Source organism: Streptomyces sp. NEAU-YJ-81, assembly GCF_017592595.1.
Lineage (GTDB): Bacteria > Actinomycetota > Actinomycetes > Streptomycetales > Streptomycetaceae > Streptomyces > Streptomyces hygroscopicus_B.
Map to the genome: position 1 here is coordinate 380,450 of NZ_JAGFNO010000001.1, position 20,249 is coordinate 400,698.

The 20,249-nt window shown below is 68.9% G+C and carries 19 protein-coding genes; 9 read left to right on the top strand and 10 right to left on the bottom strand.

Going from position 1 to position 20,249, the window contains the following annotated elements:
• Nucleotides 1-124: 124 nt before the first annotated feature.
• Nucleotides 125-1,615 (top strand): CCA tRNA nucleotidyltransferase, encoded by a 1,491-nt coding sequence (locus J5X86_RS01705; protein ID WP_208515043.1) that lies wholly within the window; start codon nucleotides 125-127, stop codon nucleotides 1,613-1,615.
• Here the strand turns inward: J5X86_RS01705 and J5X86_RS01710 are convergent.
• The 3 genes from J5X86_RS01710 to J5X86_RS01720 form a co-directional block, all read right to left on the bottom strand.
• Nucleotides 1,600-2,958: an MFS transporter gene (locus J5X86_RS01710; protein WP_208515044.1), complete on the bottom strand. Its 1,359-nt coding sequence runs from the start codon at nucleotides 2,956-2,958 to the stop codon at nucleotides 1,600-1,602. The genes J5X86_RS01705 and J5X86_RS01710 overlap by 16 nt on opposite strands.
• Nucleotides 2,959-3,046: 88 nt before the next feature.
• Nucleotides 3,047-4,129, bottom strand: coding sequence for an inositol-3-phosphate synthase (locus J5X86_RS01715; RefSeq protein ID WP_208515045.1), 1,083 nt, complete (start codon nucleotides 4,127-4,129; stop codon nucleotides 3,047-3,049).
• A gap of 49 nt (nucleotides 4,130-4,178) precedes the next feature.
• Nucleotides 4,179-4,895: a PadR family transcriptional regulator gene (locus J5X86_RS01720; protein WP_078642423.1), complete on the bottom strand. Its 717-nt coding sequence runs from the start codon at nucleotides 4,893-4,895 to the stop codon at nucleotides 4,179-4,181.
• Between the two features lie 357 nt (nucleotides 4,896-5,252).
• Between J5X86_RS01720 and J5X86_RS01725 the strand changes: the two genes are divergently transcribed.
• Both J5X86_RS01725 and J5X86_RS01730 read left to right on the top strand, forming a co-directional pair.
• Nucleotides 5,253-7,937 (top strand): transglycosylase domain-containing protein, encoded by a 2,685-nt coding sequence (locus J5X86_RS01725; RefSeq protein ID WP_208515046.1) that lies wholly within the window; start codon nucleotides 5,253-5,255, stop codon nucleotides 7,935-7,937.
• 217 nt (nucleotides 7,938-8,154) lie between these two features.
• On the top strand, nucleotides 8,155-9,642 hold the full coding sequence (locus J5X86_RS01730; RefSeq protein WP_208515047.1) for a glycosyltransferase family 87 protein: 1,488 nt from the start codon (nucleotides 8,155-8,157) through the stop codon (nucleotides 9,640-9,642).
• A 34-nt stretch (nucleotides 9,643-9,676) separates the two neighbouring features.
• Here the strand turns inward: J5X86_RS01730 and J5X86_RS01735 are convergent, their stop codons facing one another.
• The 3 genes from J5X86_RS01735 to J5X86_RS01745 all read right to left on the bottom strand — a co-directional run bounded on the left by J5X86_RS01735 (nucleotide 9,677) and on the right by J5X86_RS01745 (nucleotide 12,328).
• Complete coding sequence (locus tag J5X86_RS01735) at nucleotides 9,677-10,708, bottom strand: alanine racemase (protein ID WP_208515048.1); 1,032 nt, start codon at nucleotides 10,706-10,708, stop codon at nucleotides 9,677-9,679.
• 66 nt (nucleotides 10,709-10,774) lie between these two features.
• Nucleotides 10,775-11,893, bottom strand: a complete 1,119-nt coding sequence (locus J5X86_RS01740) for a peptidoglycan bridge formation glycyltransferase FemA/FemB family protein (protein WP_014061952.1) — start codon at nucleotides 11,891-11,893, stop codon at nucleotides 10,775-10,777.
• Between the two features lie 117 nt (nucleotides 11,894-12,010).
• Entirely contained in the window at nucleotides 12,011-12,328 is a 318-nt protein-coding gene (locus J5X86_RS01745) for a hypothetical protein (RefSeq protein ID WP_208515049.1), read from the bottom strand.
• Nucleotides 12,329-12,557: 229 nt separating this feature from the next.
• On the opposite strand from J5X86_RS01745, the gene rpsF reads away from it, so the two are divergent.
• The 4 genes from rpsF (at nucleotide 12,558) to rplI (ending at nucleotide 14,324) form a co-directional block, all read left to right on the top strand.
• Nucleotides 12,558-12,848: a 30S ribosomal protein S6 gene (rpsF, locus tag J5X86_RS01750; protein WP_014061950.1), complete on the top strand. Its 291-nt coding sequence runs from the start codon at nucleotides 12,558-12,560 to the stop codon at nucleotides 12,846-12,848.
• A gap of 82 nt (nucleotides 12,849-12,930) precedes the next feature.
• Nucleotides 12,931-13,524: a single-stranded DNA-binding protein gene (locus J5X86_RS01755; RefSeq protein ID WP_208515050.1), complete on the top strand. Its 594-nt coding sequence runs from the start codon at nucleotides 12,931-12,933 to the stop codon at nucleotides 13,522-13,524.
• Between the two features lie 98 nt (nucleotides 13,525-13,622).
• Entirely contained in the window at nucleotides 13,623-13,859 is a 237-nt protein-coding gene (gene rpsR / locus J5X86_RS01760; protein WP_003978893.1) for a 30S ribosomal protein S18, read from the top strand.
• An 18-nt stretch (nucleotides 13,860-13,877) separates the two neighbouring features.
• Complete coding sequence (gene rplI / locus J5X86_RS01765) at nucleotides 13,878-14,324, top strand: 50S ribosomal protein L9 (RefSeq protein ID WP_014061948.1); 447 nt, start codon at nucleotides 13,878-13,880, stop codon at nucleotides 14,322-14,324.
• Nucleotides 14,325-14,453: 129 nt separating this feature from the next.
• Here the strand turns inward: rplI and J5X86_RS01770 are convergent, their stop codons facing one another.
• Nucleotides 14,454-15,794: an MATE family efflux transporter gene (locus tag J5X86_RS01770; RefSeq protein WP_208515051.1), complete on the bottom strand. Its 1,341-nt coding sequence runs from the start codon at nucleotides 15,792-15,794 to the stop codon at nucleotides 14,454-14,456.
• A gap of 460 nt (nucleotides 15,795-16,254) precedes the next feature.
• Between J5X86_RS01770 and dnaB the strand changes: the two genes are divergently transcribed.
• Both dnaB and J5X86_RS01780 read left to right on the top strand, forming a co-directional pair.
• Nucleotides 16,255-17,736: a replicative DNA helicase gene (gene dnaB / locus J5X86_RS01775; protein WP_208515052.1), complete on the top strand. Its 1,482-nt coding sequence runs from the start codon at nucleotides 16,255-16,257 to the stop codon at nucleotides 17,734-17,736.
• 152 nt (nucleotides 17,737-17,888) lie between these two features.
• Nucleotides 17,889-18,491 carry a bifunctional 2-polyprenyl-6-hydroxyphenol methylase/3-demethylubiquinol 3-O-methyltransferase UbiG gene (locus tag J5X86_RS01780; RefSeq protein WP_208515053.1) on the top strand — a complete coding sequence of 201 codons (603 nt, stop codon included), beginning with the start codon at nucleotides 17,889-17,891 and terminating at the stop codon, nucleotides 18,489-18,491.
• 54 nt (nucleotides 18,492-18,545) lie between these two features.
• Here J5X86_RS01780 and def read toward each other — a convergent pair whose 3' ends face one another.
• From def to J5X86_RS01795, 3 genes are all read right to left on the bottom strand, one after another.
• Nucleotides 18,546-19,184: a peptide deformylase gene (gene def / locus J5X86_RS01785; protein ID WP_208515054.1), complete on the bottom strand. Its 639-nt coding sequence runs from the start codon at nucleotides 19,182-19,184 to the stop codon at nucleotides 18,546-18,548.
• Nucleotides 19,185-19,283: 99 nt separating this feature from the next.
• Nucleotides 19,284-19,622 (bottom strand): thioredoxin, encoded by a 339-nt coding sequence (gene trxA, locus J5X86_RS01790; protein WP_093463167.1) that lies wholly within the window; start codon nucleotides 19,620-19,622, stop codon nucleotides 19,284-19,286.
• A gap of 67 nt (nucleotides 19,623-19,689) precedes the next feature.
• Entirely contained in the window at nucleotides 19,690-20,121 is a 432-nt protein-coding gene (locus J5X86_RS01795) for a MerR family transcriptional regulator (protein ID WP_014061942.1), read from the bottom strand.
• Nucleotides 20,122-20,249 lie beyond the last annotated feature (128 nt).

Genomic DNA, 20,249 nt, shown 5'->3' on the forward strand with positions numbered 1-20,249 from the left:
ACGAAATGGTAACGATGCCCGCTGTGGCGAAGTGCTGTGGATGGCTCCACAAGATCGTTACGCAGTGGTGGTCCGCGTCGGGTGTGGAGTCCGCGGGGCGCACGGCCACGTACCCTGTTCTGTTGTGCCGAACGCCAACAATGACAGCCGACCCCCGCAGCCGACCAATGAGCTCAGCCAGGTGCAGCGCCGCGCCGTGGGCGAGCTTCTGCGGGTCTCTCCCGTCGCCGACGATCTTGCCCGTCGCTTCCAGCAGGCCGGTTTCCGCCTGGCTCTGGTCGGTGGCTCGGTACGGGACGCGCTGCTCGGCCGGCTCGGTAACGATCTGGACTTCACGACGGACGCTCGGCCGGACGAGGTGCTGAAGATCGTACGGCCGTGGGCGGACGCGGTGTGGGATGTCGGCATCGCCTTCGGCACCGTCGGCTGCCGTAAGGACATGGCCGCAGGAAGCGGGTCGGATCAGAGCTTCCAGATTGAAATCACGACTTATCGGTCAGAAGCCTATGACCGGACATCCCGGAAGCCCGAGGTGTCGTACGGCGACTCCATCGAGGAGGACCTGGTCCGTCGGGACTTCACGGTCAACGCGATGGCGGTGGCGCTTCCGCAGAAGGAGTTCATCGACCCGCACCACGGTCTGGAGGATCTCGCCGCCCGGGTGCTGCGCACCCCCGGGACGCCCGAGGAGTCCTTCTCCGACGATCCGCTGCGGATGATGCGTGCCGCGCGCTTCGCCGCGCAGCTGGACTTCGAGGTGGCCCCCGAGGTGGTCGCCGCGATGACGTCGATGGCCGACCGTGTCGACATCGTCTCGGCCGAGCGGGTACGTGATGAGCTCAACAAGCTCATCCTGGCCGACCACCCCCGCGAGGGGCTGCGGCTGCTGGTGGAGACCGGGCTCGCCGACCGCGTCCTGCCGGAGCTCCCGGCGCTGCGCCTGGAGCGTGATGAGCACCACCGCCACAAGGATGTGTACGAGCATTCGCTGACGGTGCTGGACCAGGCCATCGACCTGGAGGCCGAGGGGCCCGATCTGGTGCTGAGGCTGGCCGCGCTGCTGCATGACATCGGTAAGCCCAAGACGCGCCGCTTCGAGAAGGACGGTCGGGTCTCCTTCCACCACCACGAGGTGGTGGGAGCCAAGATGACCAAATACCGGATGGCGAAGCTCAAGTACTCCAATGAGCTGATCAAGGACGTCTCGCGCCTTGTCGAGCTGCATCTGCGCTTCCACGGCTATGGCACGGGGGAATGGACCGACTCGGCCGTCCGCCGCTATGTCCGTGACGCCGGGCCGCTGCTGGACCGGCTGCACAAGCTGACCCGCTCGGACTGCACCACCCGCAACAAGCGGAAGGCGACGGCGCTCTCGCGTGCCTACGACGGCCTCGAGGAGCGCATCGCCCGGCTGCAGGAGCAGGAGGAGCTGGACTCGATCCGCCCGGATCTGGACGGCAACGAGATCATGAAGATCCTCGGCATCCCCCCGGGGCCGCAGGTCGGCAAGGCGTACAAGCATCTGCTGGAGATGCGGCTGGAGCACGGTCCGATGGAGCGGGACACCGCGATCGCCGCGCTCCAGGAGTGGTGGGACGCTCAGTCGGAGGGCTGAGCCCCTCCGGTTTCACGTGAAACATCGATCCGCTGGGCGTGGTCCCGGTCATGTTTCACGTGAAACCTGACCAGCAGCGCGGTGGCCGCATAGATCAGCGCCACGCAGATCAGCAGCGGGGCTGACCTGCCGTCTGGTGGCAGTATCACCGCGGCGACCGCCGCGGCTCCCACGAAGGCGACGTTGAACAGCACGTCGTAGAGGGAGAAGATCCGGCCGCGGAAGTCATCGGCGATGGCGGACTGCACGACGGTGTCGGTGGCGATCTTGGCGCCCTGGGTGACGAGCCCGAGGACGAACGCGGCGATCAGCATGGGGGCGGGCTCGAAGGGCAGCCCGAGCCCCGGTTCCAGAAGGGCCGCGCTTCCCGCGCACACCATCACCCAGGAGAGCCGGCCGTCCGGCCGGGAGGACGCAGGGGTCCTGAGCCGGGCCACCGCCCATGGCGTGATCACCGCCGCCGCGAAGAAGCCCGCGCCCGAGACGCCGACGGCCAGCCCCAGAAGCGCGAGCCCCTCGGACTCGGTGTCGGCCCATGCGTAGCGGCAGAGCATCAGCACCGTCACCGTGAGCGCCCCGTAGCAGAAGCGCATCAGCGTCATCGCGGCCAGCGCCACAGTGGGGTCCCGGCGTTCCAGTAGATGGCGTACACCCGCGACCAGACCCCGCGCGGTGCTCGTCAGGGCCGCGGGGAGACGGGGCTGAAGGGCCGCGGGATCCGGCCCCAGCAGGCCCGGTGCCATCGACAGAGCCGTGAGCCCGGCGATGAGATAGAGCGCGGCGCCCAGCAGGACGACCAGCGCGTCCGACGAGGTGCCTCCCGGGCCCGACAGCCGGACGATGAAGGCGAGGCTGCCCCCGGCCGTGGCGGCGAGCGTTCCGGCGGTGGGCGAGAGGGAGTTGGCCATGACCAGACGTTCCTGGCTGTCGACGACCCGCGGCAGGGCCGCCGAAAGACCGGCCAGCACAAAGCGGTTGACGGCCGTCACCGACAGGGCCGAGACGTAGAAGAGCCACTCCGGCACCTGGCCGAGGACCAGCACGGCGGTTCCGGTGGCCAGTCCCGAGCGCAGCAGATTGCCGTAGAGCAGCACCTGCCGCCGGCGCCAGCGGTCCAGCAGCACACCGGCGAAGGGGCCGAGCAGGGAGTAGGGGAGCAGCAGGACGGCCATGGCGGAGGCGATGGCCGCGGCGGAGGTCTGCTTCTCCGGGGAGAAGACCACATACGTGGCGAGTGCGACCTGGTAGACGCCGTCAGCCGCCTGGGACAGCAGGCGGATGGCCAGAAGGCGCCGGAAGTCACGCAGTTGCAGCAGTACGCGGAGATCACGCACAACAGGCATGACATCAGCCTCACACACCACACGGGCCTCCGGGTGTATTACCCGAAGGCCCGTGATCACGCGGCGGGAAGAATCAGCGCATGGCGCGTCAGCGCTCGACCTCGCCCTTGATGAACTTCTCCACGTTCTCCTGCGCCTCGTTGTCGAAGTACTGCACCGGCGGCGACTTCATGAAGTACGAGGAGGCGGAGAGGATCGGGCCGCCGATGCCGCGGTCCTTGGCGATCTTCGCGGCGCGCAGCGCGTCGATGATGACACCCGCGGAGTTCGGGGAGTCCCACACCTCGAGCTTGTACTCCAGGTTCAGCGGGACATCGCCGAACGCGCGGCCCTCCAGGCGGACATAGGCCCACTTGCGGTCGTCCAGCCAGGCCACGAAGTCCGAGGGGCCGATGTGGACGTTGTCGGCGCCCAGATCGCGGTCGGGGATCTGGGAGGTGACGGCCTGGGTCTTGGAGATCTTCTTGGACTCCAGGCGCTCCCGCTCGAGCATGTTCTTGAAGTCCATGTTGCCGCCGACGTTCAGCTGCATGGTGCGGTCCAGGACGACGCCCCGGTCCTCGAACAGCTTGGCCATCACGCGGTGCGTGATGGTCGCGCCGACCTGCGACTTGATGTCGTCACCGACGATCGGCACCCCGGCCTCGGTGAACTTGTCCGCCCACTCCTTGGTGCCGGCGATGAACACCGGAAGGGCGTTGACGAAGGCGACCTTGGCGTCGATGGCGCACTGGGCGTAGTACTTGGCGGCGTCCTCGGAGCCGACCGGGAGGTAGCAGACCAGAACGTCGACCTGCTTGTCCTTGAGGACCTGGACGACGTCGACCGGGGCCTCGTCGGACTCGTCGATGGTCTGGCGGTAGTACTTGCCGAGTCCGTCGAGCGTGTGGCCGCGCTGGACCGTGACACCGGCCGTCGGCACGTCGCAGATCTTGATGGTGTTGTTCTCGCTGGCGCCGATGGCGTCCGCGAGGTCCAGGCCGACCTTCTTCGCGTCCACGTCGAAGGCGGCCACGAACTCCACGTCGTTCACGTGGTAGTCGCCGAACTGCACGTGCATCAGACCCGGCACGCGGGTGTCCGGGTCGGCGTCCTTGTAGTACTCGACGCCCTGTACCAGCGAGGCGGCGCAGTTGCCCACGCCGACGATGGCTACACGAACCGAACCCATTCCGGTTGCTCCCTGTGTGTACTGGATGAGGCCCCGCGGCTGCCGGGCCTCACTTGGCGGTGTCATCGGACGGATCCGGCCGGGATCCACCCCGGTGCCGGGGCGGGCCGTCCGCATCTCCTGACTGGTCCTGCTCCTGCTGTGGCGGCCGGTCCTCATCCCGCTCGATCGCCCGGTCCTGCCCGGCGGTGCCGTCGCGCTGGTCGCGCCCGGACCGCTCGCTCTCGATCAGCTCGTTCAGCCAGCGGACCTCGCGCTCCACCGACTCCATCCCGTGCCGCTGCAGCTCGAGGGTGTAGTCGTCCAGCCGCTCGCGGGTGCGGGCCATGGCGGCGCGCATCTTGTCCAGGCGCTCCTCCAGGCGGCTGCGCCGCCCTTCGAGCACCCGCATCCGAACGTCTCGTGACGTCTGGCCGAAGAAGGCGAAACGGACGCCGAAGTGCTCGTCCTCCCAGGCGTCCGGCCCGGTGTGGGAGAGAAGCTCCTCGAACCGCTCCTTCCCCGCCGCCGTGAGCCGGTAGACGATCTTGGCCCGGCGGCCGGAGAGGGGCGCCGCGAGGGCGTCCTGAGAGGCGCTGCCGGATTCCTCGATCAACCAGCCGTTGGAGACCAGCGTCTTGAGGCAGGGATAGAGGCTGCCGTAGCTGAACGCCCGGAACACCCCGAGTGACGTGTTGAGCCGCTTGCGCAGCTCGTATCCGTGCATCGGGGACTCGCGCAGCAGGCCGAGGACGGCGAACTCCAGGACGCCGGAGCGTCTGCTCATTCCCCGCCTCCCCTCTCCTCCGAGCCGACTATGTCGAGCTGATGTATCGACTCGATACATCAAGACGATAGATCCGTGCCCCCGGCGGGACAAGAGGGCCCACGGTGAACGCCGTCACATCATCAATTCGTGGCATTCAATCTGACGGTTATGGAGTGAAGGTGGCGGCTGGGCGGGTTTTGACCGTGCGTACTCTGTTCGCCATGCAGACCTATGGGAACCAAGTGACGCCGCGATGCGTCCTCGTCCCGGATGCAGTGCGTCCGGTTGCCTGGTGCGACCGGACCGCACATTGGGGGGACCGGAAGCCATCTGCCGCTTTCAGGCGATAGCGCCTGCCCGAGGAGAAGTCGTTCCATGAGCGAGCACCGTCGCAAACCGCCGCAGCCCCAAGGCGGCGGACGAGCAGCGGCCCGGCGAGCCGGACAGCAGTCGTCCGGCCGCCGCGCAGCACCGACGCACAACGCCGCAGCCGGGTCGGACGCCACCCCCCAGGGGGAAGAGCGTCCTTACGGCGGCCGCGCGGCGGCCCGCCGGGCCGCACAACGCGGCGGCGGCCGTAGACGAGGAGCCGATCCGGGCGCGGGCGGCGTGGGCCACGGCGGTCGCGGTGGCGGCCGGCGGGGGGCCGGCGGCGGCCGCGGGCATGACTCGGGGGGCGATGGGCACCCCGGCAAGAAGCGCTTTATCGACTACCCGCGTGGGGGAAGGTCGGGTTTCCGGCGCTGGGTTCCGTCCTGGAAGCTGGTGACGGGAACCTTCCTCTTCTTCTTCGCGGTGCTGCTCGGCGCCGTCGGCATAGGGCTGTGGCTGGTGCAGGTGCCGACCGCCCAGGCCGCGTCCCAGACCCAGAAGAACGTCTACTACTGGGCGGACGGCAAGCAGATGGTGGTCTCCGGCGGTGGTGACCTCAACCGTCAGATCGTCCCCCTCAGCAAGATCCCCAAGTCCATGCAGAACGCGGTGATCTCCGCGGAGAACGCCAGCTTCTACCAGGACTCCGGCGTGGACCCGATGGGTATCGCGCGCGCGGTCGTCAACATGGCGCGGGGCGGCGCGACCCAGAGTGGGTCGACCATCACCCAGCAGTTCGTGAAGAACACCTACCTGGACCAGTCGCAGACGCTCACGCGCAAGGTCAAGGAACTGTTCATCTCCATAAAGGTGGGCGCGACCAAGGACAAGGACTACATCCTCGGGAGCTACCTGAACACCGCCTACTACGGACGTGGTGCCTACGGCTGCCAGGCGGCGGCCCGCGCGTACTACGACCGTGACTGCTCGGCCCTGACGCCCAGCCAGAGCGCCTTCCTGGCCTCGACGCTGAACGGCCCCAACCTCTACGACCCCAACGGCGGCTACGGCGCCGCGGCCACCAAGGAGGCCAACACCAAGCGGGCCAAGCAGCGCTGGGAGTGGATCCTGCGGCGTGAGGTCGCCGTGCACAGGTTGAGCAGGACCGAGGCCCAGGAGTGGATCGGCAAGGGTTTCCCGATGCCGCAGGACCCGAAGGTGGCCACGAACAAGCAGGGTCAGATCGGCTACCTCACCGACCTCGCCGACAACTACATCATCGCCAACACCGGCATCAGCAAGTCGAAGCTGGACAAGGGCGGCTATCAGATCCACACCACCTTCGACCGGAAAAAGATCAGTGAGCTGACCCGGGCGGTCGAGAAGGTCTCCAAGGAGAACATCAAGCCGAAAGACCGCGACGTGGACAAGCACGTCCAGTTCGGCGGCGCCTCGGTGGAGCCCAAGACGGGCAAGATCCTGGCCATCTACGGCGGCAAGAACGCGCTGGAGCACTACCGCAACAACGCCGACTACACCGGTGTCCAGGTGGGCTCGACCTTCAAGCCCTTCGTGATGGCCGCCGCGATGACCAATGGCGTCCGCGATCCGAAGGGCACCCGGGAGCAACCCGATTCCGAGCGCACCCTGGTCTCGCCGAGCAGTGTCTACAACGGCGACAACAAGTTGACCCTGCGGGACTACGACGGCACCGTCTGGCACGACAAGGACGGCAAGGAGTGGCACCAGCGGAACGACGGTGACGAGGACAAGGGCCCGGTCAGCCTGCGCACCGCGATGCAGTACTCGGTGAACACCCCGTTCATCCAGCTGGGCATGGACGTCGGCACCGACAAGGTGCGGGACTCGGCCCTGGCCGCGGGCCTCAGCAAGGAGCAACTGGCCTCGATCACCCCGACGTTCTCGCTCGGCACCTCCGCACCCAGCGCCATCCGGCTCGCCGGGGCGTACGCCACCTTCGCGGCCAGCGGCGAGCAGGCCGACCCGTACTCGGTGGAGCGGGTCGAGGACAAGAACGGCCCCATCTACGACCACAAGCAGGACGCCCAGCTCAAGCGGGCGTTCGACTCCAACGTGGCGAACAACGTCACCGACGTCCTGGAGAACGTGGTCCAGCACGGCACCGGCACCTCGGCGAAGATCGGCCGACCGGTGGCGGGCAAGACCGGAACCACCGACGAGAACAAGTCGGCCTGGTTCTCCGGCTACACCCCGCAGCTGTCCACCGCGATCGGCATGTGGCGGGTGGACGACCAGGCCAAGAGCCAGAAGTTCCTGTCCATGCGCGGTGTGGGCGGTCAGAAGACGATCCACGGCGCGTCCTTCCCGGCGGAGATCTGGGCCGACTACATGCGCGGTGCCCTGCAGGGCAAGCCGGTCAAGGACTTCCCCGCGGCCACCCCGATCGGCCAGAAGGTCTTCGGCGAGGACGCGAGCCCGAGCCCGACCAAGACGACGGAAAAGCCTTCCGAGTCCCCGTCGGAGTCCCCTTCGGAATCTCCGTCGGAGTCGCCCTCGGAGTCGCCGTCCGGCAGCCCGACCCCGACGGACACTTGTGACCCGCTGGACTTCGACTGCAACGACGACGGCGGGAACCAGAACGGCGGCAACCAGAACGGAGGCCAGAACGGCGGTCCGGGCGGTCCGACCACTTCGCCGACCTCGGATCCGCCGGGCGGGCCCGGAGGCATATTCGGCGGCCCGTCCGGGGCCCGGCGGGAGGACTAGCCCGTAGCCCCGTACGACCCGTTCACCACTCGCCGGCCGCGCCGGAGCGAACCCCGCTCCGGCGCGGCCGGCGCCGTTCCGGGCCCTGGACGGCCCTCTGCGCCCCTCGCACCCTGCTTCCCGCCCCGAGGACCCGCCGAGCCGTCCGCGGCGCGCTCAGCGCCCGCTGGGGCGGTCCTGACTCCTGCCGCCAGGCTCGTACGGCAGGATGGGGGCCATGAGCGTGCGCGAGGACCCACAGGCCGAGCCCGTCAGGCCGACCGCCGAGGACCCGCTGGCCGCGGCCGGCAGCGAGCTGATCGGTGGGCCGGCCGGGCGCCGGGCTCTGCTCGGCACGAGCTGGTGGACCCCGGTGCGGATTGTGGCGATCGCCGCCATCGGCATGTTCGCCCTGGGCATGGTGCAGAAGCTGCCGTGCTACGACGGCGGCTGGTTCTACGGCGCCACCGCCCAGTACACCCACGCCTGCTACTCCGACATACCGCACCTCTACAACGGCCGCGGCTTCGCCATCGACCTCGTCCCGTACTTCGACCGCATACCGGACAGCGTCTCGGGCGGGATGCAGTACCTGGAGTACCCGGTCCTCACCGGCCTCTTCATGGAGGTCGCCTCCTGGCTGACCCCGCACGGCGGCTCCGTCCAGGACCGTGAGCAGATCTACTGGCTGGTCAACGCGGGCATGCTGATGGTCTGCACCGCGGTCATCGCGGTCTGTGTGGCCCGTACGCACCGCCGCCGCCCCTGGGACGCGCTGCTGGTCGCCCTGGCCCCCGCCTTCGCGCTCACGGCCACCATCAACTGGGACCTGCTCGCCGTCGCCCTTACGGCCGCCGCCCTGCTGATGTGGTCCCGCAGCCGCCCGCTGGCCGCCGGTGTGCTGCTGGGGCTCGCGACGGCCGCGAAGCTCTACCCCGGGCTGCTGCTCGGTGCGGTGCTGGTGCTCTGCCTGCGGGCGGGGCGGCTGAGGGCCTTCTGGACGGCGACGGGCGGAGCCGCGGCCGCCTGGCTCGTGGTGAACCTCCCCGTGATGATCACCACGCAGGGCGGTGGCCTGCACATCCGCGAGGGCTGGAAGACGTTCTACACCTTCAGCCAGGAGCGCCCTGTCGACTTCGGCTCCCTGTGGCTGATCATCTCGCAGCGCACCGGGAACCCCCTGGAGGACGTCAACACCTACGGAACCCTCCTGATGGTCCTGGCCTGCATCGGGGTGGCGGCGCTCGCCCTGTGCGCCCCGCGCCGTCCGCGCCTGGTCCAGCTCTCCTTCCTGATCGTCGCGGCGTTCGTGCTCACCAACAAGGTCTACTCACCGCAGTACGTGCTGTGGCTGATCCCGCTGGCGGCACTGGCACGGCCGCGCTGGCGGGACTTCCTGGTCTGGCAGGCGTGCGAGGTCATGTACTTCCTCGGGATCTGGATGTACCTCGCGTACACGGGCAGCGGCGACCAGCACCGGGGGCTGCCCGCGGAGGGCTATCAGCTGGCGATCGCCGTGCATCTGCTGGGGACGCTCTATCTGTGCGCCCTGATCGTCCGGGACGCGCTGGTGCCGGAGCGGGACCCGGTGCGCAAGGACGGCGCGGACGACCCCGGAGGAGGCGTGCTGGACCGGGCCCCGGACGCGTTCGTGCTGGGACGGGCGCGGCGCGCTTCCCGGTACGAGAGCGCGGCGCTGGTGGACTGGGGCGTCCACCGGGAGTGAGCCCTGGACGGGAGCCCCTCCCGGCGGCGCGCGCTCAGCGGTCGAAGAGCCGGTCGAACTGCGTCGTGGTGTGCCGCAGATGCGCCACCAACTCGTCCCCCACCTGGGGTGCCTGGACCTCACCGGGCACGAACAGGATGGACACCTGCATATGCGGCGGCTCGGCGAACCACCGCTGCTTGCCCGCCCATACGAACGGCGAGAGATTGCGGTTGACGGTCGCGAGGCCGGCGCGGGCGACCCCCTTGGCGCGGGGCATCACCCCGTGCAGCGCCTTGGGCGCCTCCAGACCGACGCCGTGGGAGGTGCCGCCCGCGACGACGACCAGATGGCCGTCGGAGGCGGACTTCTGCTGGCGGTAGCCGAAGCGGTCGCCCTTCGCGACCCGGGTGACGTCGAGCACCGAGCCCCGGTACTCCGTCGAGTCGTGGTCGCCCAGCCACAGCCGGGTGCCGATGCGCGCCCGGAAGCGGGTCTGCGGGAACTGCTGCTGCAGCCGGGCCAGTTCCTCGGCCTTGAGATGGCTGACGAACATGGTGTGCAGCGGCAGCCGTGCCGCCCGCAGCCGGTCCATCCAGGCGATGACCTCCTCGACTGCGTCCAGGCCGTCGGTGCGGTCGAGCGGGAGGTGGATGGCGAACCCCTCCAGCCGGACGTTCTCTATCGCGGCGTGCAGCTTGGGCAGGTCCTGCTCGGTGATGCCGTGCCGCTTCATGCTGCTCATGACCTCGATGACCACACGCGCGTTCACCAGGCCGTAGACGCCGTCGACCGACGAGACCGAGCGGATGACCCGGTCCGGCAGCGGCACCGGCTCCTCACCGCGCCGGAAGGGGGTGAGTACGAGCAGGTCACCGCTGAAGAAGTCCTTCATCCGGGCGGCCTCGTAGGTGGTCCCGACCGCGAGGACGTCGCTGCCCATGCGGGCTGCCTCCTCGGCCAGGCGCTCGTGGCCGAAGCCGTAGCCGTTGCCTTTGCAGACCGGGACTATCCCTGGGAACTGCTGGATCACCGTCTGCTGGTGCGCCCGCCAGCGCGCGGTGTCGACGTAGAGGGTGAGCGCCATTGGCCGGTCCCGGAACCTTTCTCGTTGCCGCGGTGTATTGGAAGTATGGGAAACAGCGAATCGTGGTCAGCGGCGCGACATGTAGATGTCGAGTGCCTTGTGCAGGAGCTTGTTGAGCGGGAAGTCCCACTCGCCGAGGTACTCGGCAGCCTGCCCACCGGTGCCCACCTTGAACTGGATCAGACCGAAGAGATGATCTGTCTCATCGAGGGAGTCGCTGATGCCGCGCAGATCGTAGACGGTCGCGCCCAGCGCGTACGCGTCGCGGAGCATCCGCCACTGCATCGCGTTCGAGGGCCGGACCTCACGCTTGTGGTTGGCGGAGGCGCCGTAGGAGTACCAGACATGGCCTCCGACGATCAGCATCGTGGCCGCGGCCACGACCTCGTTCTCGTGCATCGCGAAGTACAGCCGCATCCGGTTGGGGTCCTCGGTGTTGAGGGCCGTCCACATGCGCTGGAAGTAGCTGAGCGGGCGGGGCCGGAAGTGGTCGCGCTCCGCGGTGATCTCGTAGAGCCGCTGCCACTCGGGCAGATGCTCGTAGCCGCCCTGGACGACCTCGACACCGGCCTTCTCGGCCTTCTTGATGTTGCGGCGCCACAGCTGGTTGAAGCCCTTGTGGACATCCTCCAGGGAGCGGTTCTCCAGCGGCACCTGGAAAACGTACCGCGGCTGGACGTCACCGAAGCCGGCCCCGCCGTCCTCGCCCTGCTGCCAGCCCATGCGCCGCAGCCGCTCGGCGACCTCGAAGGCGCGCGGCTCGATGAAGGTGGCCTCGACATCGCGCAGCCGCTTGACGTCGGGGTTCTGGATGCCCGACTTGATCGCGGTGGAGTCCCAGCGGCGGATGATGACCGGCGGGCCCATCTTCACGGAGAACGCGCCCTGCTGCTTCAGATGCGCGAGCATCGGGCGCAGCCAGTCCTCGAGGTTGGGCGCGTACCAGTTGATGACCGGGCCCTCGGGCAGATAGGCGAGATAGCGCTTGATCTTGGGCAGCTGCCGGTAGAGCACGAGGCCGGCGCCGACGAGCTGGCCCGTGGCGTCGAACCAGCCGAGGTTCTCCGAGCGCCACTCCGACTTGACGTCAGCCCATGCCGGGACCTGCATGTGGCTGGCCGCGGGCAGGCTCTGGATATACGCCAGATGCTGCTCTCGGCTGATCGTCCTCAGGGTCAGGCTCATGCGGGGCGCTCCTCGGCAGGTGTGTCCCCAGGGTCGGGGCTCCGGCTCTCGCGCCGAAGCCTACTGCGACCGGGACGCGCCCCGTTCGGGCCTGGGGCAACCAGGCTCCGGGCGGGCTCAGCCCAGCAATCCGCCGAAGAGCCCTCCGTGTGCCATGCCGAGGTAGAAGCCGACCCCCGCGGCACCGAGTCCGATGATCAGCACGAACCGCTCACCGGTGGTCGCGGAGATCAGTTGGCCCCAGGCGCCAGTGATCATTCCGACCAGCCCGGTCCATGAGCTGACCAGGTGGAGCTGGGTGAAATGCGCCGTGACGAAGGCGATCGCCCCGATCACCAGCGTGGTCACGGCGAAAGCGTTCTCAACGGGATGCGACTTGCCATCGGTGTCCAGGAAGGAGAGCAAGCCGTGATGGGGTCGTGCTGCCTGTGCCATGGGGCACCTCCAGGTAGGCACATAGAGCAAAGCGGCGAACTGTAATGCCGCTCACACCCGATGTGTACAGATTGCGGGCTAAGACGCCCGGATTTCAAGCGGGAGGCCGTAGCCGGGTACTGTGTACCGTCCGCGGTGGTGTCTGCACAGGCGCCGAAGCGGATACGCATCACGACCCTCCTGCCACGGAACGACCGTGGCCGCTGAGTCCAAAGGAGGTGGGTTCCACATGCGTCACTACGAGGTGATGGTCATCCTCGACCCCGATCTCGAGGAGCGCGCTGTCTCCCCGCTGATCGAGAACTTCCTTTCCGTCGTCCGTGAGGGCGAAGGCAAGGTCGAGAAGGTCGACACCTGGGGCCGTCGTCGTCTCTCGTACGAGATCAAGAAGAAGCCCGAGGGCATCTACTCGGTCATCGACCTGCAGGCAGAGCCCGCGGTCGTCAAGGAGCTCGACCGCCAGCTGAACCTGAACGAGTCGGTCCTCCGGACCAAGGTCCTCCGTCCCGAGACCCACTGACGCGTAAGCGTTCAGCGGTCATCGGGGCCGTATCGCAACGAGTAGCAAGCAGCCCAGCAGTACCCGCCGAGAGGTTCCCCCAATGGCAGGCGAGACCGTCATCACGGTCGTCGGCAATCTCGTCGACGACCCCGAGCTGCGTTTCACCCCGTCCGGTGCGGCGGTCGCGAAGTTCCGCGTCGCGTCCACTCCCCGTACCTTCGACCGGCAGACCAACGAGTGGAAGGACGGCGAGAGCCTCTTCCTCACGTGCTCGGTGTGGCGGCAGGCCGCGGAGAACGTGGCCGAGTCCCTTCAGCGCGGCATGCGCGTCATCGTGCAGGGTCGTCTGAAGCAGCGGTCCTACGAGGACCGTGAGGGGATCAAGCGCACGGTCTATGAGCTGGATGTCGACGAGGTCGGCGCCAGTCTGCGCAACGCCACAGCCAAGGTCACCAAGACCACCGGTCGCGGTGGTCAGGGTGGTTACGGCGGCGGCGGCGGCCAGGGCGGCGGAGGCGGTTGGGGCGGCGGCCCCGGCAACTCCGGCGGCGGCCAGCAGGGCGGCGGCGCTCCGGCCGACGACCCGTGGGCGACCGGCGCACCGGCCGGCGGCCAGGGCGGCGGCGGCGGTGGTGGCTGGGGCGGCGGCTCCGGCAACTCCGGCGGCGGCTACTCGGACGAGCCGCCCTTCTAGGCCCGGAGCGCTGTTTCACGTGAAACCACGTGAAACAACAGCGCTCGGTCTGGTCAGGGCGACCAGCACATACTTCTTGATCACACTGGAGAGAGACAATGGCGAAGCCGCCTGCTCGCAAGCCTAAGAAGAAGGTTTGCGTGTTCTGCAAGGAGAAGATCTCCTACGTCGACTACAAGGACACGAACCTGCTGCGGAAGTTCATTTCCGACCGCGGCAAGATCCGTGCCCGCCGGGTCACCGGCAACTGCACCCAGCACCAGCGTGACGTCGCCACGGCTGTGAAGAACAGCCGTGAGATGGCGCTGCTGCCCTACACCTCCACCGCGCGATAAGGGAAGGGTGACCCAGTCATGAAGATCATCCTCACCCACGAGGTCTCCGGCCTCGGTACCGCCGGTGACGTCGTGGACGTCAAGGACGGTTACGCCCGTAACTACCTCGTTCCGCGTGGTCTGGCGATCCGCTGGACCAAGGGCGGCGAGAAGGACGTCGAGCAGATCCGCCGCGGTCGTCGCATCCGCGAGATCGCCACGATCGAGCAGGCCAATGAGGTCAAGGCTCGGCTCGAGGGCGTCAAGGTGCAGCTGAAGACCCGTGCCGGCGACGCCGGCCGGCTGTTCGGCTCCGTCACCCCGGCCGACATCGCTTCGGCGATCAAGGACGCGGGTGGTCCGGACGTGGACAAGCGCCGCATCGAGGTGCAGTCGCCGATCAAGACCCTGGGCGCGCACCAGGTCTCGGTCCGTCTGCACGCCGAGGTTGCCGCCAAGGTCGGCGTCGAGGTCGTCGCCGCCTGACGACCGTGACGGTCGCCTTTGGCACCGTGCACCGGAGGGCCGCACCCTGTGGGGTGCGGCCCTCCGTCGTGCCGGGGGACCGGTGGCTCTGGTTTTGTCCGGGGACGCGCGTGCTGTGGTCCGGCGGGCTCAGCCTCGTACCGCGCCGGTGACGATCCAGCGGCCGGAGCGGGTGCGCAGCCACAGGGTCGCCAACCGGACCGACATCATCAGCGCCATCGTGCACCACAGCGCGGTCAGCCCGCCGCCGAACGAGGGGACCAGCAGCGCCACCGGGGCGAAGGCGGCGAGGGTGACGATCATCGCCGAGGCCAGATACGGCCCGTCGCCCGCGCCCATCAGCACGCCGTCGAGGACGAAGACCAGACCCGAGACCGGCTGGATGAGGGCCGTCACCAGCAGAGCGGGCAGCAGGGCGTCCCGTACCGCGGCATCGGTGGTGAACAGGGGGATGAACAGTGGCCGGGAGGCGACCACCAGCAGGCCCAGCGCCACGCCCGAGGCGATGCCCCAGTGCACCATGCGGCGGCAGGCGGCCCGGGCCCCCTCCTCGTCGCCCGCCCCCAGATAGCGTCCGATGATCGCCTGGCCCGCGATGGCGATGGCGTCCAGGGCGAACGCCAGCAGACTCCACAGGGTGAGCACGATCTGATGGGCGGCGATGTCGGTGTCGCCGAGGCGGGCCGCAACGGCCGTCGCGATCAGCATCACGGCGCGCAGCGAGAGCGTACGGATCAGCAGCGGTGTCCCGGCATGGACACAGGCCCTGATCCCGGCGGCATCGGGCTTCAGCGAGGTGCCATGGCGCCGCGCGCCCCGGATGACCACGGCGAGGTAGACGGCGGCCATGGCGTTCTGGGCGATCACCGTGCCCCAGGCCGAGCCCGCGATGCCCAGCCCGGCCGCGTAGACCAGGGTGACGTTCAGCGCGGCGTTGGCCCCGAAGCCGCCGATGGCGACATACAGCGGGGTGCGGGTGTCCTGGAGGCCGCGGAGGACCCCGGTGGCGGCGAGCACCACCAGCATCGCGGGGATGCCGAGGGCGCTGATCCGCAGATAGGTGATGGCGTAGGGCGCGGCGGTGTCCGAGGCGCCGAAGAGGTCGATGAGGGCGGGGGCGGTGGGAAGGGCCACGGCGATGACGGCGGCGCCGAGCAGCAGGGCCAGCCAGATGCCGTCCATGCCCTGCCGGATCGCTCCGGCGAGGTCGCCCGCGCCGACGCGGCGGGCGACCGCCCCGGTGGTGGCGTAGGCGAGGAAGACGAAGATGTTGACGGCGGTGGCGAGCAGGGCTGCGGCGACGCCCAGACCGGCCAGCTGGGTGGTGCCCAGATGGCCGACGACGGCGCTGTCGACCATGACGAAGAGGGGTTCCGCCACGAGTGCGCCGAAGGCGGGAAGCGCGAGTGCGACGATCTCGCGGTCGTGGTGGCGCAGGGTGCTCCGCGCGCTCGTGGGGGCCTGTGTCATGAGGGCAATGTAATCGTCCACAGGTAAGAGACACAAGCTATCTCCAGTCCTTACAAGGCGGCGTGCGGGACGATCTTCTCTGCGCCCTTTGTCGTGATCTTGCGCCGGGGGCGGAAGTTTTTCTTCTGCACAGCTTCTGGATAGAGAAACCGCAGGTCAGGGTTGGGCTCTCGGGGTGATTGTGTGTTTGTCCACAGCACTGTCCCCCGACCCGTGCACAGGTTCGCGCGACTTACCCACAGGATGGATCCCATCATCCACATGCCCTGTGGATAACCAAGTTGGCTGGCGGTCCCGACGGGCCTAACGTGGTCCGGCGCCCGCCACCCGATTCGGCCCTGGAATCCCCAGCCTCCGATGCGCCGTGTCCGGAAAGTCGGCCGCTCAGTTGTGTCATAGCCGTGCCGTAAGAAGGACGGGCACGGCGAGGTTCGCTTCGCGGACGGGAGGAGGTGACGGGGTGAGCGTTCCCGAGCCCATGGACGACCCCTGGGCGGACTCCGGCTCGTCCGACCGGTTCCCGTCCCCCCGCTTCCGCCGCGGTGAGGGCGGCGGCCGGGGCCGCGACGGTCAGCAGGACCGCGACGGAGGGGGCGGCTCGGCCTGGGAGGGCTCCGGCTTCGAGCGCGTTCCGCCCCAGGACCTCGACGCCGAGCAGTCCGTGCTCGGCGGCATGCTGCTCTCCAAGGACGCCATCGCCGATGTGGTGGAGGTCCTCAAGGGCAATGACTTCTACCGGCCCGCCCATGAGACCGTCTACCAGGCCATCCTGGATCTCTACGCCAAGGGCGAGCCGGCCGACCCGATCACGGTCGCCGCGGAGCTGACCAAGCGCGGTGAGATCGCCCGGGTCGGCGGCGCCTCGTATCTCCACACCCTCGTCCAGTCGGTCCCCACCGCCGCCAACGCCGAGTACTACGCGGAGATCGTCCACGAGCGCGCCGTGCTGCGCCGCCTCGTCGAGGCGGGCACCCGCATCACCCAGATGGGATACGCGGCGGACGGGGACGTCGACGAGATCGTCAACAACGCCCAGGCGGAGATCTACGCCGTCACCGAGCAGCGCACCAGCGAGGACTATCTGCCGCTCGGCGACATCATGGAGGGCGCGCTCGACGAGATCGAGGCGATCGGCTCACGCAGCGGGCAGATGTCCGGGGTGCCCACCGGCTTCACCGACCTGGACTCCCTGACGAACGGTCTGCACCCGGGCCAGATGGTCGTCATCGCCGCCCGGCCCGCGATGGGTAAGTCCACCCTGGCCCTGGACTTCGCGCGGGCCTGCTCGATCAAGCACAACATGCCGAGCGTGATCTTCTCGCTGGAGATGGGCCGCAACGAGATCGCGATGCGCCTGCTCTCCGCCGAGGCCCGGGTGGCGCTGCACCATATGCGCTCCGGCAGCATGACCGACGAGGACTGGACGCGGCTGGCCCGGCGGATGCCGGATGTCTCCCAGGCCCCGCTCTTCATCGACGACTCCCCGAACCTGTCAATGATGGAGATCCGCGCCAAGTGCCGCCGGCTCAAGCAGCGCAGCGATCTGCAGCTGGTCGTCATCGACTATCTCCAGCTGATGCAGTCCGGCGGCGCCCGGCGCCCCGAGAGCCGTCAGCAGGAGGTCTCGGACATGTCGCGAAACCTGAAGCTGCTGGCCAAGGAGCTGGAAGTGCCGGTTATCGCGCTCTCCCAGCTCAACCGAGGCCCCGAGCAGCGCACGGACAAGAAGCCGATGGTCTCCGACCTCCGAGAGAGTGGATCCATCGAGCAGGACGCGGACATGGTCATCCTGCTCCACCGCGAGGACGCCTATGAGAAGGAGTCTCCGCGCGCGGGTGAGGCGGATCTGATCGTGGCCAAGCACCGTAACGGCCCGACGGCCACGATCACGGTCGCCTTCCAGGGCCACTACTCGCGCTTCGTGGACATGGCGCAGACCTGATACGAGGCGAGTGGGGTCTCACGATCGACGTCGTCCGCTCATGTCGCGGGTCGGAGTCCCGCTCTTCGTGGTTTCGGCAAAAAACTTTGTCGATTCGCCATGGGTGGGGAGAGGTTGGTGGCGGACGCGACCCCACCACGTAAGGCATGGCCATGGACACACAGTTCTGGGATGACTTGTATCGCAGCCGCGACCGGCTCTTCAGCGGCGCGCCCAACGGAGTGCTCGTCACCGAGGTCACCGACCTACCGCCGGGGCAGGCGCTCGACGTGGGATGCGGTGAAGGCGCCGACGCAGTCTGGCTGGCCCGGCGCGGTTGGCAGGTCACGGCGGTCGACATCTCCCGGGCCGCCCTGGAACGCGCCGTCGCGGCCGGCACGGACGTCGAGGGCCGCGTGGCGTGGACACGCGCCGACCTGACCGGCACGCCGCCCCCGGCCGCCGCGTTCGACCTGGTGTCCGTCCACTACTTCCCGCTCGCACACCAGCCGGACCACACCGCGCTGCGCGGTCTGCTGGACGCCGTCGCACCCGGCGGCACCCTGCTCTTCGCCACCCACGCGCTCGCAGATCTGTCCCCGGACCCCGAGCAGGGCTTCGACCCCGGCGACTACTACCAGCCCGACGAGATCGCCAGGCTCCTCGACGACGACTGGAGCGTCCTGATCAACGAAACCCGCCCACGTACCGCTCCGGCCCCCGCAGGCACCCATCACACCCAGGACACCGTCCTGCGAGCGCGACGCCTGCGGTAACGGCGGTCGTGGCGGGGTCGATCTCGGCCGTCACCCGCCCGGGGGCGGGCCGGGTCAGGGCTGCGGCTGATGGCCCAGGGCCGCCGCCTTCTCCACGCGCCGGGCGAGGACCTGCTCATGGAGGTCCGTCATCTGCCGCAGCGCGTCCTTGCGGTCGCGCTTGGAGAGCCGGTCGATGTAGAGATGTCCCGAGAGATGGTCGGCCTCGTGCTGCAGACAGCGGGCGAAGTAGCCGGTGCCCTCGATCACCAGCGGGTTGCCGTCCTTGTCGACGCCGCGGACCACGGTGCGGTCGGTGCGCGGTACGTCCATCCGCGCGCCCGGTACGGACAGACAGCCCTCGGCGTCCTCGATGAGCAGCCGCTCGGCCGGATCGGGCTGGTCCAGGACGGGGTTGATGATGTGGCCGACATGCCGTACGCCGTTGTCGTCCGGGCAGTCGTAGACGAACAGCCGCAGATCGACGTCGACCTGATTGGCGGCCAGCCCGGCGCCGTCGGCGATGTACATGGTGAGGAACATGTCGTCGATGAGGGCGCTCAGCTCGGGCGTGCCGAACTCGGTCACCTCGCGGCAGGAGCGGCGCAGAATCTCCTCACCGACCTCGGTGATCCGGCGCGGTGAGCCGCGCTCGGCCTCGGGGGGCAGCGCCGGATACGAGCCGACGGGTTTCCCCTGCACCAGGACGCGCACCGCTGACCTCACCTTTTCCGCCCCCACTGATGGCCGCCCCCACTGATGGTCATGTCCGGCCAACGTAGCAGGGGCGGTTCGGCCGCGGCTCCGGCTCAGTCAGATCGCCTCGGCGAGCTCCTCCAGCAGCCGCCGCTTGCTGCGGGCCCCGACCAGCGACCGCACCGGCTCGCCCGCCCGGAACAGCATCAGCGTCGGCATCGACAGCACCCCGTACGCGTTGGTGGTGGACGGGTTCTCGTCCACGTCCAGCTGCACCACCTTCAGCCGGTGGCCCTCTTCCTGCGCGATCTCCGCCAGCACCGGCGCGATCATCCGGCACGGCGGGCACCACGAGGCGGTGAACTTCACCAGCACCGGCAGCTCGGCCGTCAGCACCTCTTCGCCGAAGGTGGCGTCCGTGACCGTGGCCACTCCCCCGGTGTGTGTCAGCGACATCTCATCTCTCCTTCGGAGTTGTTCGGAGTCGTTCGGACCCGTTGTGGTGACGGCGGGACGGCGGGGCTCACGGCCCGGGCGGCGTCAGCTCGCAGCGCGGCTCCGGGGCCCCTGCGGGCGCCGTCGCCGCGGCCTCCAGTGCCGCGCGGGCCAGCTCCGCCTGGGCGAGCTGTGTCCCGACCCGCTCCCGGATGGCGCTCAGCCGGCCGATGCACTCGTCCAGCTCGGCCAGCTTGCGCCGGTAGACCTCCAGCGAGGCGGGGCAGGAGTCACCGGCCGGATGGCCGGATCGCAGGCATTCGACGAACGGACGCGTCTCCTCCAGCTCGAAGCCGAAGTCCTGCAGCACGCGGATCTGCTGGAGCAGCCGCAGATCGTCCTCGTCGTACGACCGGTACCCATTGCCGGTGCGGCGCGCGGGCAGCAGCCCGAGCGACTCGTAATAGCGCAGGGTGCGGGTGGTGGTACCCGCCCGTTCGGCCAGCTCTCCGATCCGCATGTCCTGACGGTAGACCTTGACCCTGACGTCAAGGCCAGACCGCGGTGCGGTCCCGGGCGGTGCCCCGGCCGTTGACGATCGGCCGGCCGATGGCTGCCCGCTGTCGGACCTCCGCCGTACAGTGCCGA

What these genes read in the sequence shown, in the direction of transcription:
- J5X86_RS01745 (WP_208515049.1), bottom strand. Translation starts at nt 12,328, where the DNA reads ATGGCACAGGCAGCACGACCCCATCACGGCTTGCTCTCCTTCCTGGAC.
- J5X86_RS01755 (WP_208515050.1), top strand. Translation starts at nt 12,931, where the DNA reads ATGGCAGGCGAGACCGTCATCACGGTCGTCGGCAATCTCGTCGACGAC.
- rplI (WP_014061948.1), top strand. Translation starts at nt 13,878, where the DNA reads ATGAAGATCATCCTCACCCACGAGGTCTCCGGCCTCGGTACCGCCGGT.
- rpsF (WP_014061950.1), top strand. Translation starts at nt 12,558, where the DNA reads ATGCGTCACTACGAGGTGATGGTCATCCTCGACCCCGATCTCGAGGAG.
- trxA (WP_093463167.1), bottom strand. Translation starts at nt 19,622, where the DNA reads ATGTCGCTGACACACACCGGGGGAGTGGCCACGGTCACGGACGCCACC.
- J5X86_RS01735 (WP_208515048.1), bottom strand. Translation starts at nt 10,708, where the DNA reads ATGGCGCTCACCCTCTACGTCGACACCGCGCGCTGGCGGGCGCACCAG.
- J5X86_RS01780 (WP_208515053.1), top strand. Translation starts at nt 17,889, where the DNA reads ATGGACACACAGTTCTGGGATGACTTGTATCGCAGCCGCGACCGGCTC.
- J5X86_RS01730 (WP_208515047.1), top strand. Translation starts at nt 8,155, where the DNA reads ATGAGCGTGCGCGAGGACCCACAGGCCGAGCCCGTCAGGCCGACCGCC.
- J5X86_RS01725 (WP_208515046.1), top strand. Translation starts at nt 5,253, where the DNA reads ATGAGCGAGCACCGTCGCAAACCGCCGCAGCCCCAAGGCGGCGGACGA.
- J5X86_RS01795 (WP_014061942.1), bottom strand. Translation starts at nt 20,121, where the DNA reads ATGCGGATCGGAGAGCTGGCCGAACGGGCGGGTACCACCACCCGCACC.
- rpsR (WP_003978893.1), top strand. Translation starts at nt 13,623, where the DNA reads ATGGCGAAGCCGCCTGCTCGCAAGCCTAAGAAGAAGGTTTGCGTGTTC.
- J5X86_RS01740 (WP_014061952.1), bottom strand. Translation starts at nt 11,893, where the DNA reads ATGAGCCTGACCCTGAGGACGATCAGCCGAGAGCAGCATCTGGCGTAT.
- J5X86_RS01715 (WP_208515045.1), bottom strand. Translation starts at nt 4,129, where the DNA reads ATGGGTTCGGTTCGTGTAGCCATCGTCGGCGTGGGCAACTGCGCCGCC.
- J5X86_RS01710 (WP_208515044.1), bottom strand. Translation starts at nt 2,958, where the DNA reads ATGCCTGTTGTGCGTGATCTCCGCGTACTGCTGCAACTGCGTGACTTC.
- J5X86_RS01720 (WP_078642423.1), bottom strand. Translation starts at nt 4,895, where the DNA reads ATGAGCAGACGCTCCGGCGTCCTGGAGTTCGCCGTCCTCGGCCTGCTG.
- J5X86_RS01770 (WP_208515051.1), bottom strand. Translation starts at nt 15,794, where the DNA reads ATGACACAGGCCCCCACGAGCGCGCGGAGCACCCTGCGCCACCACGAC.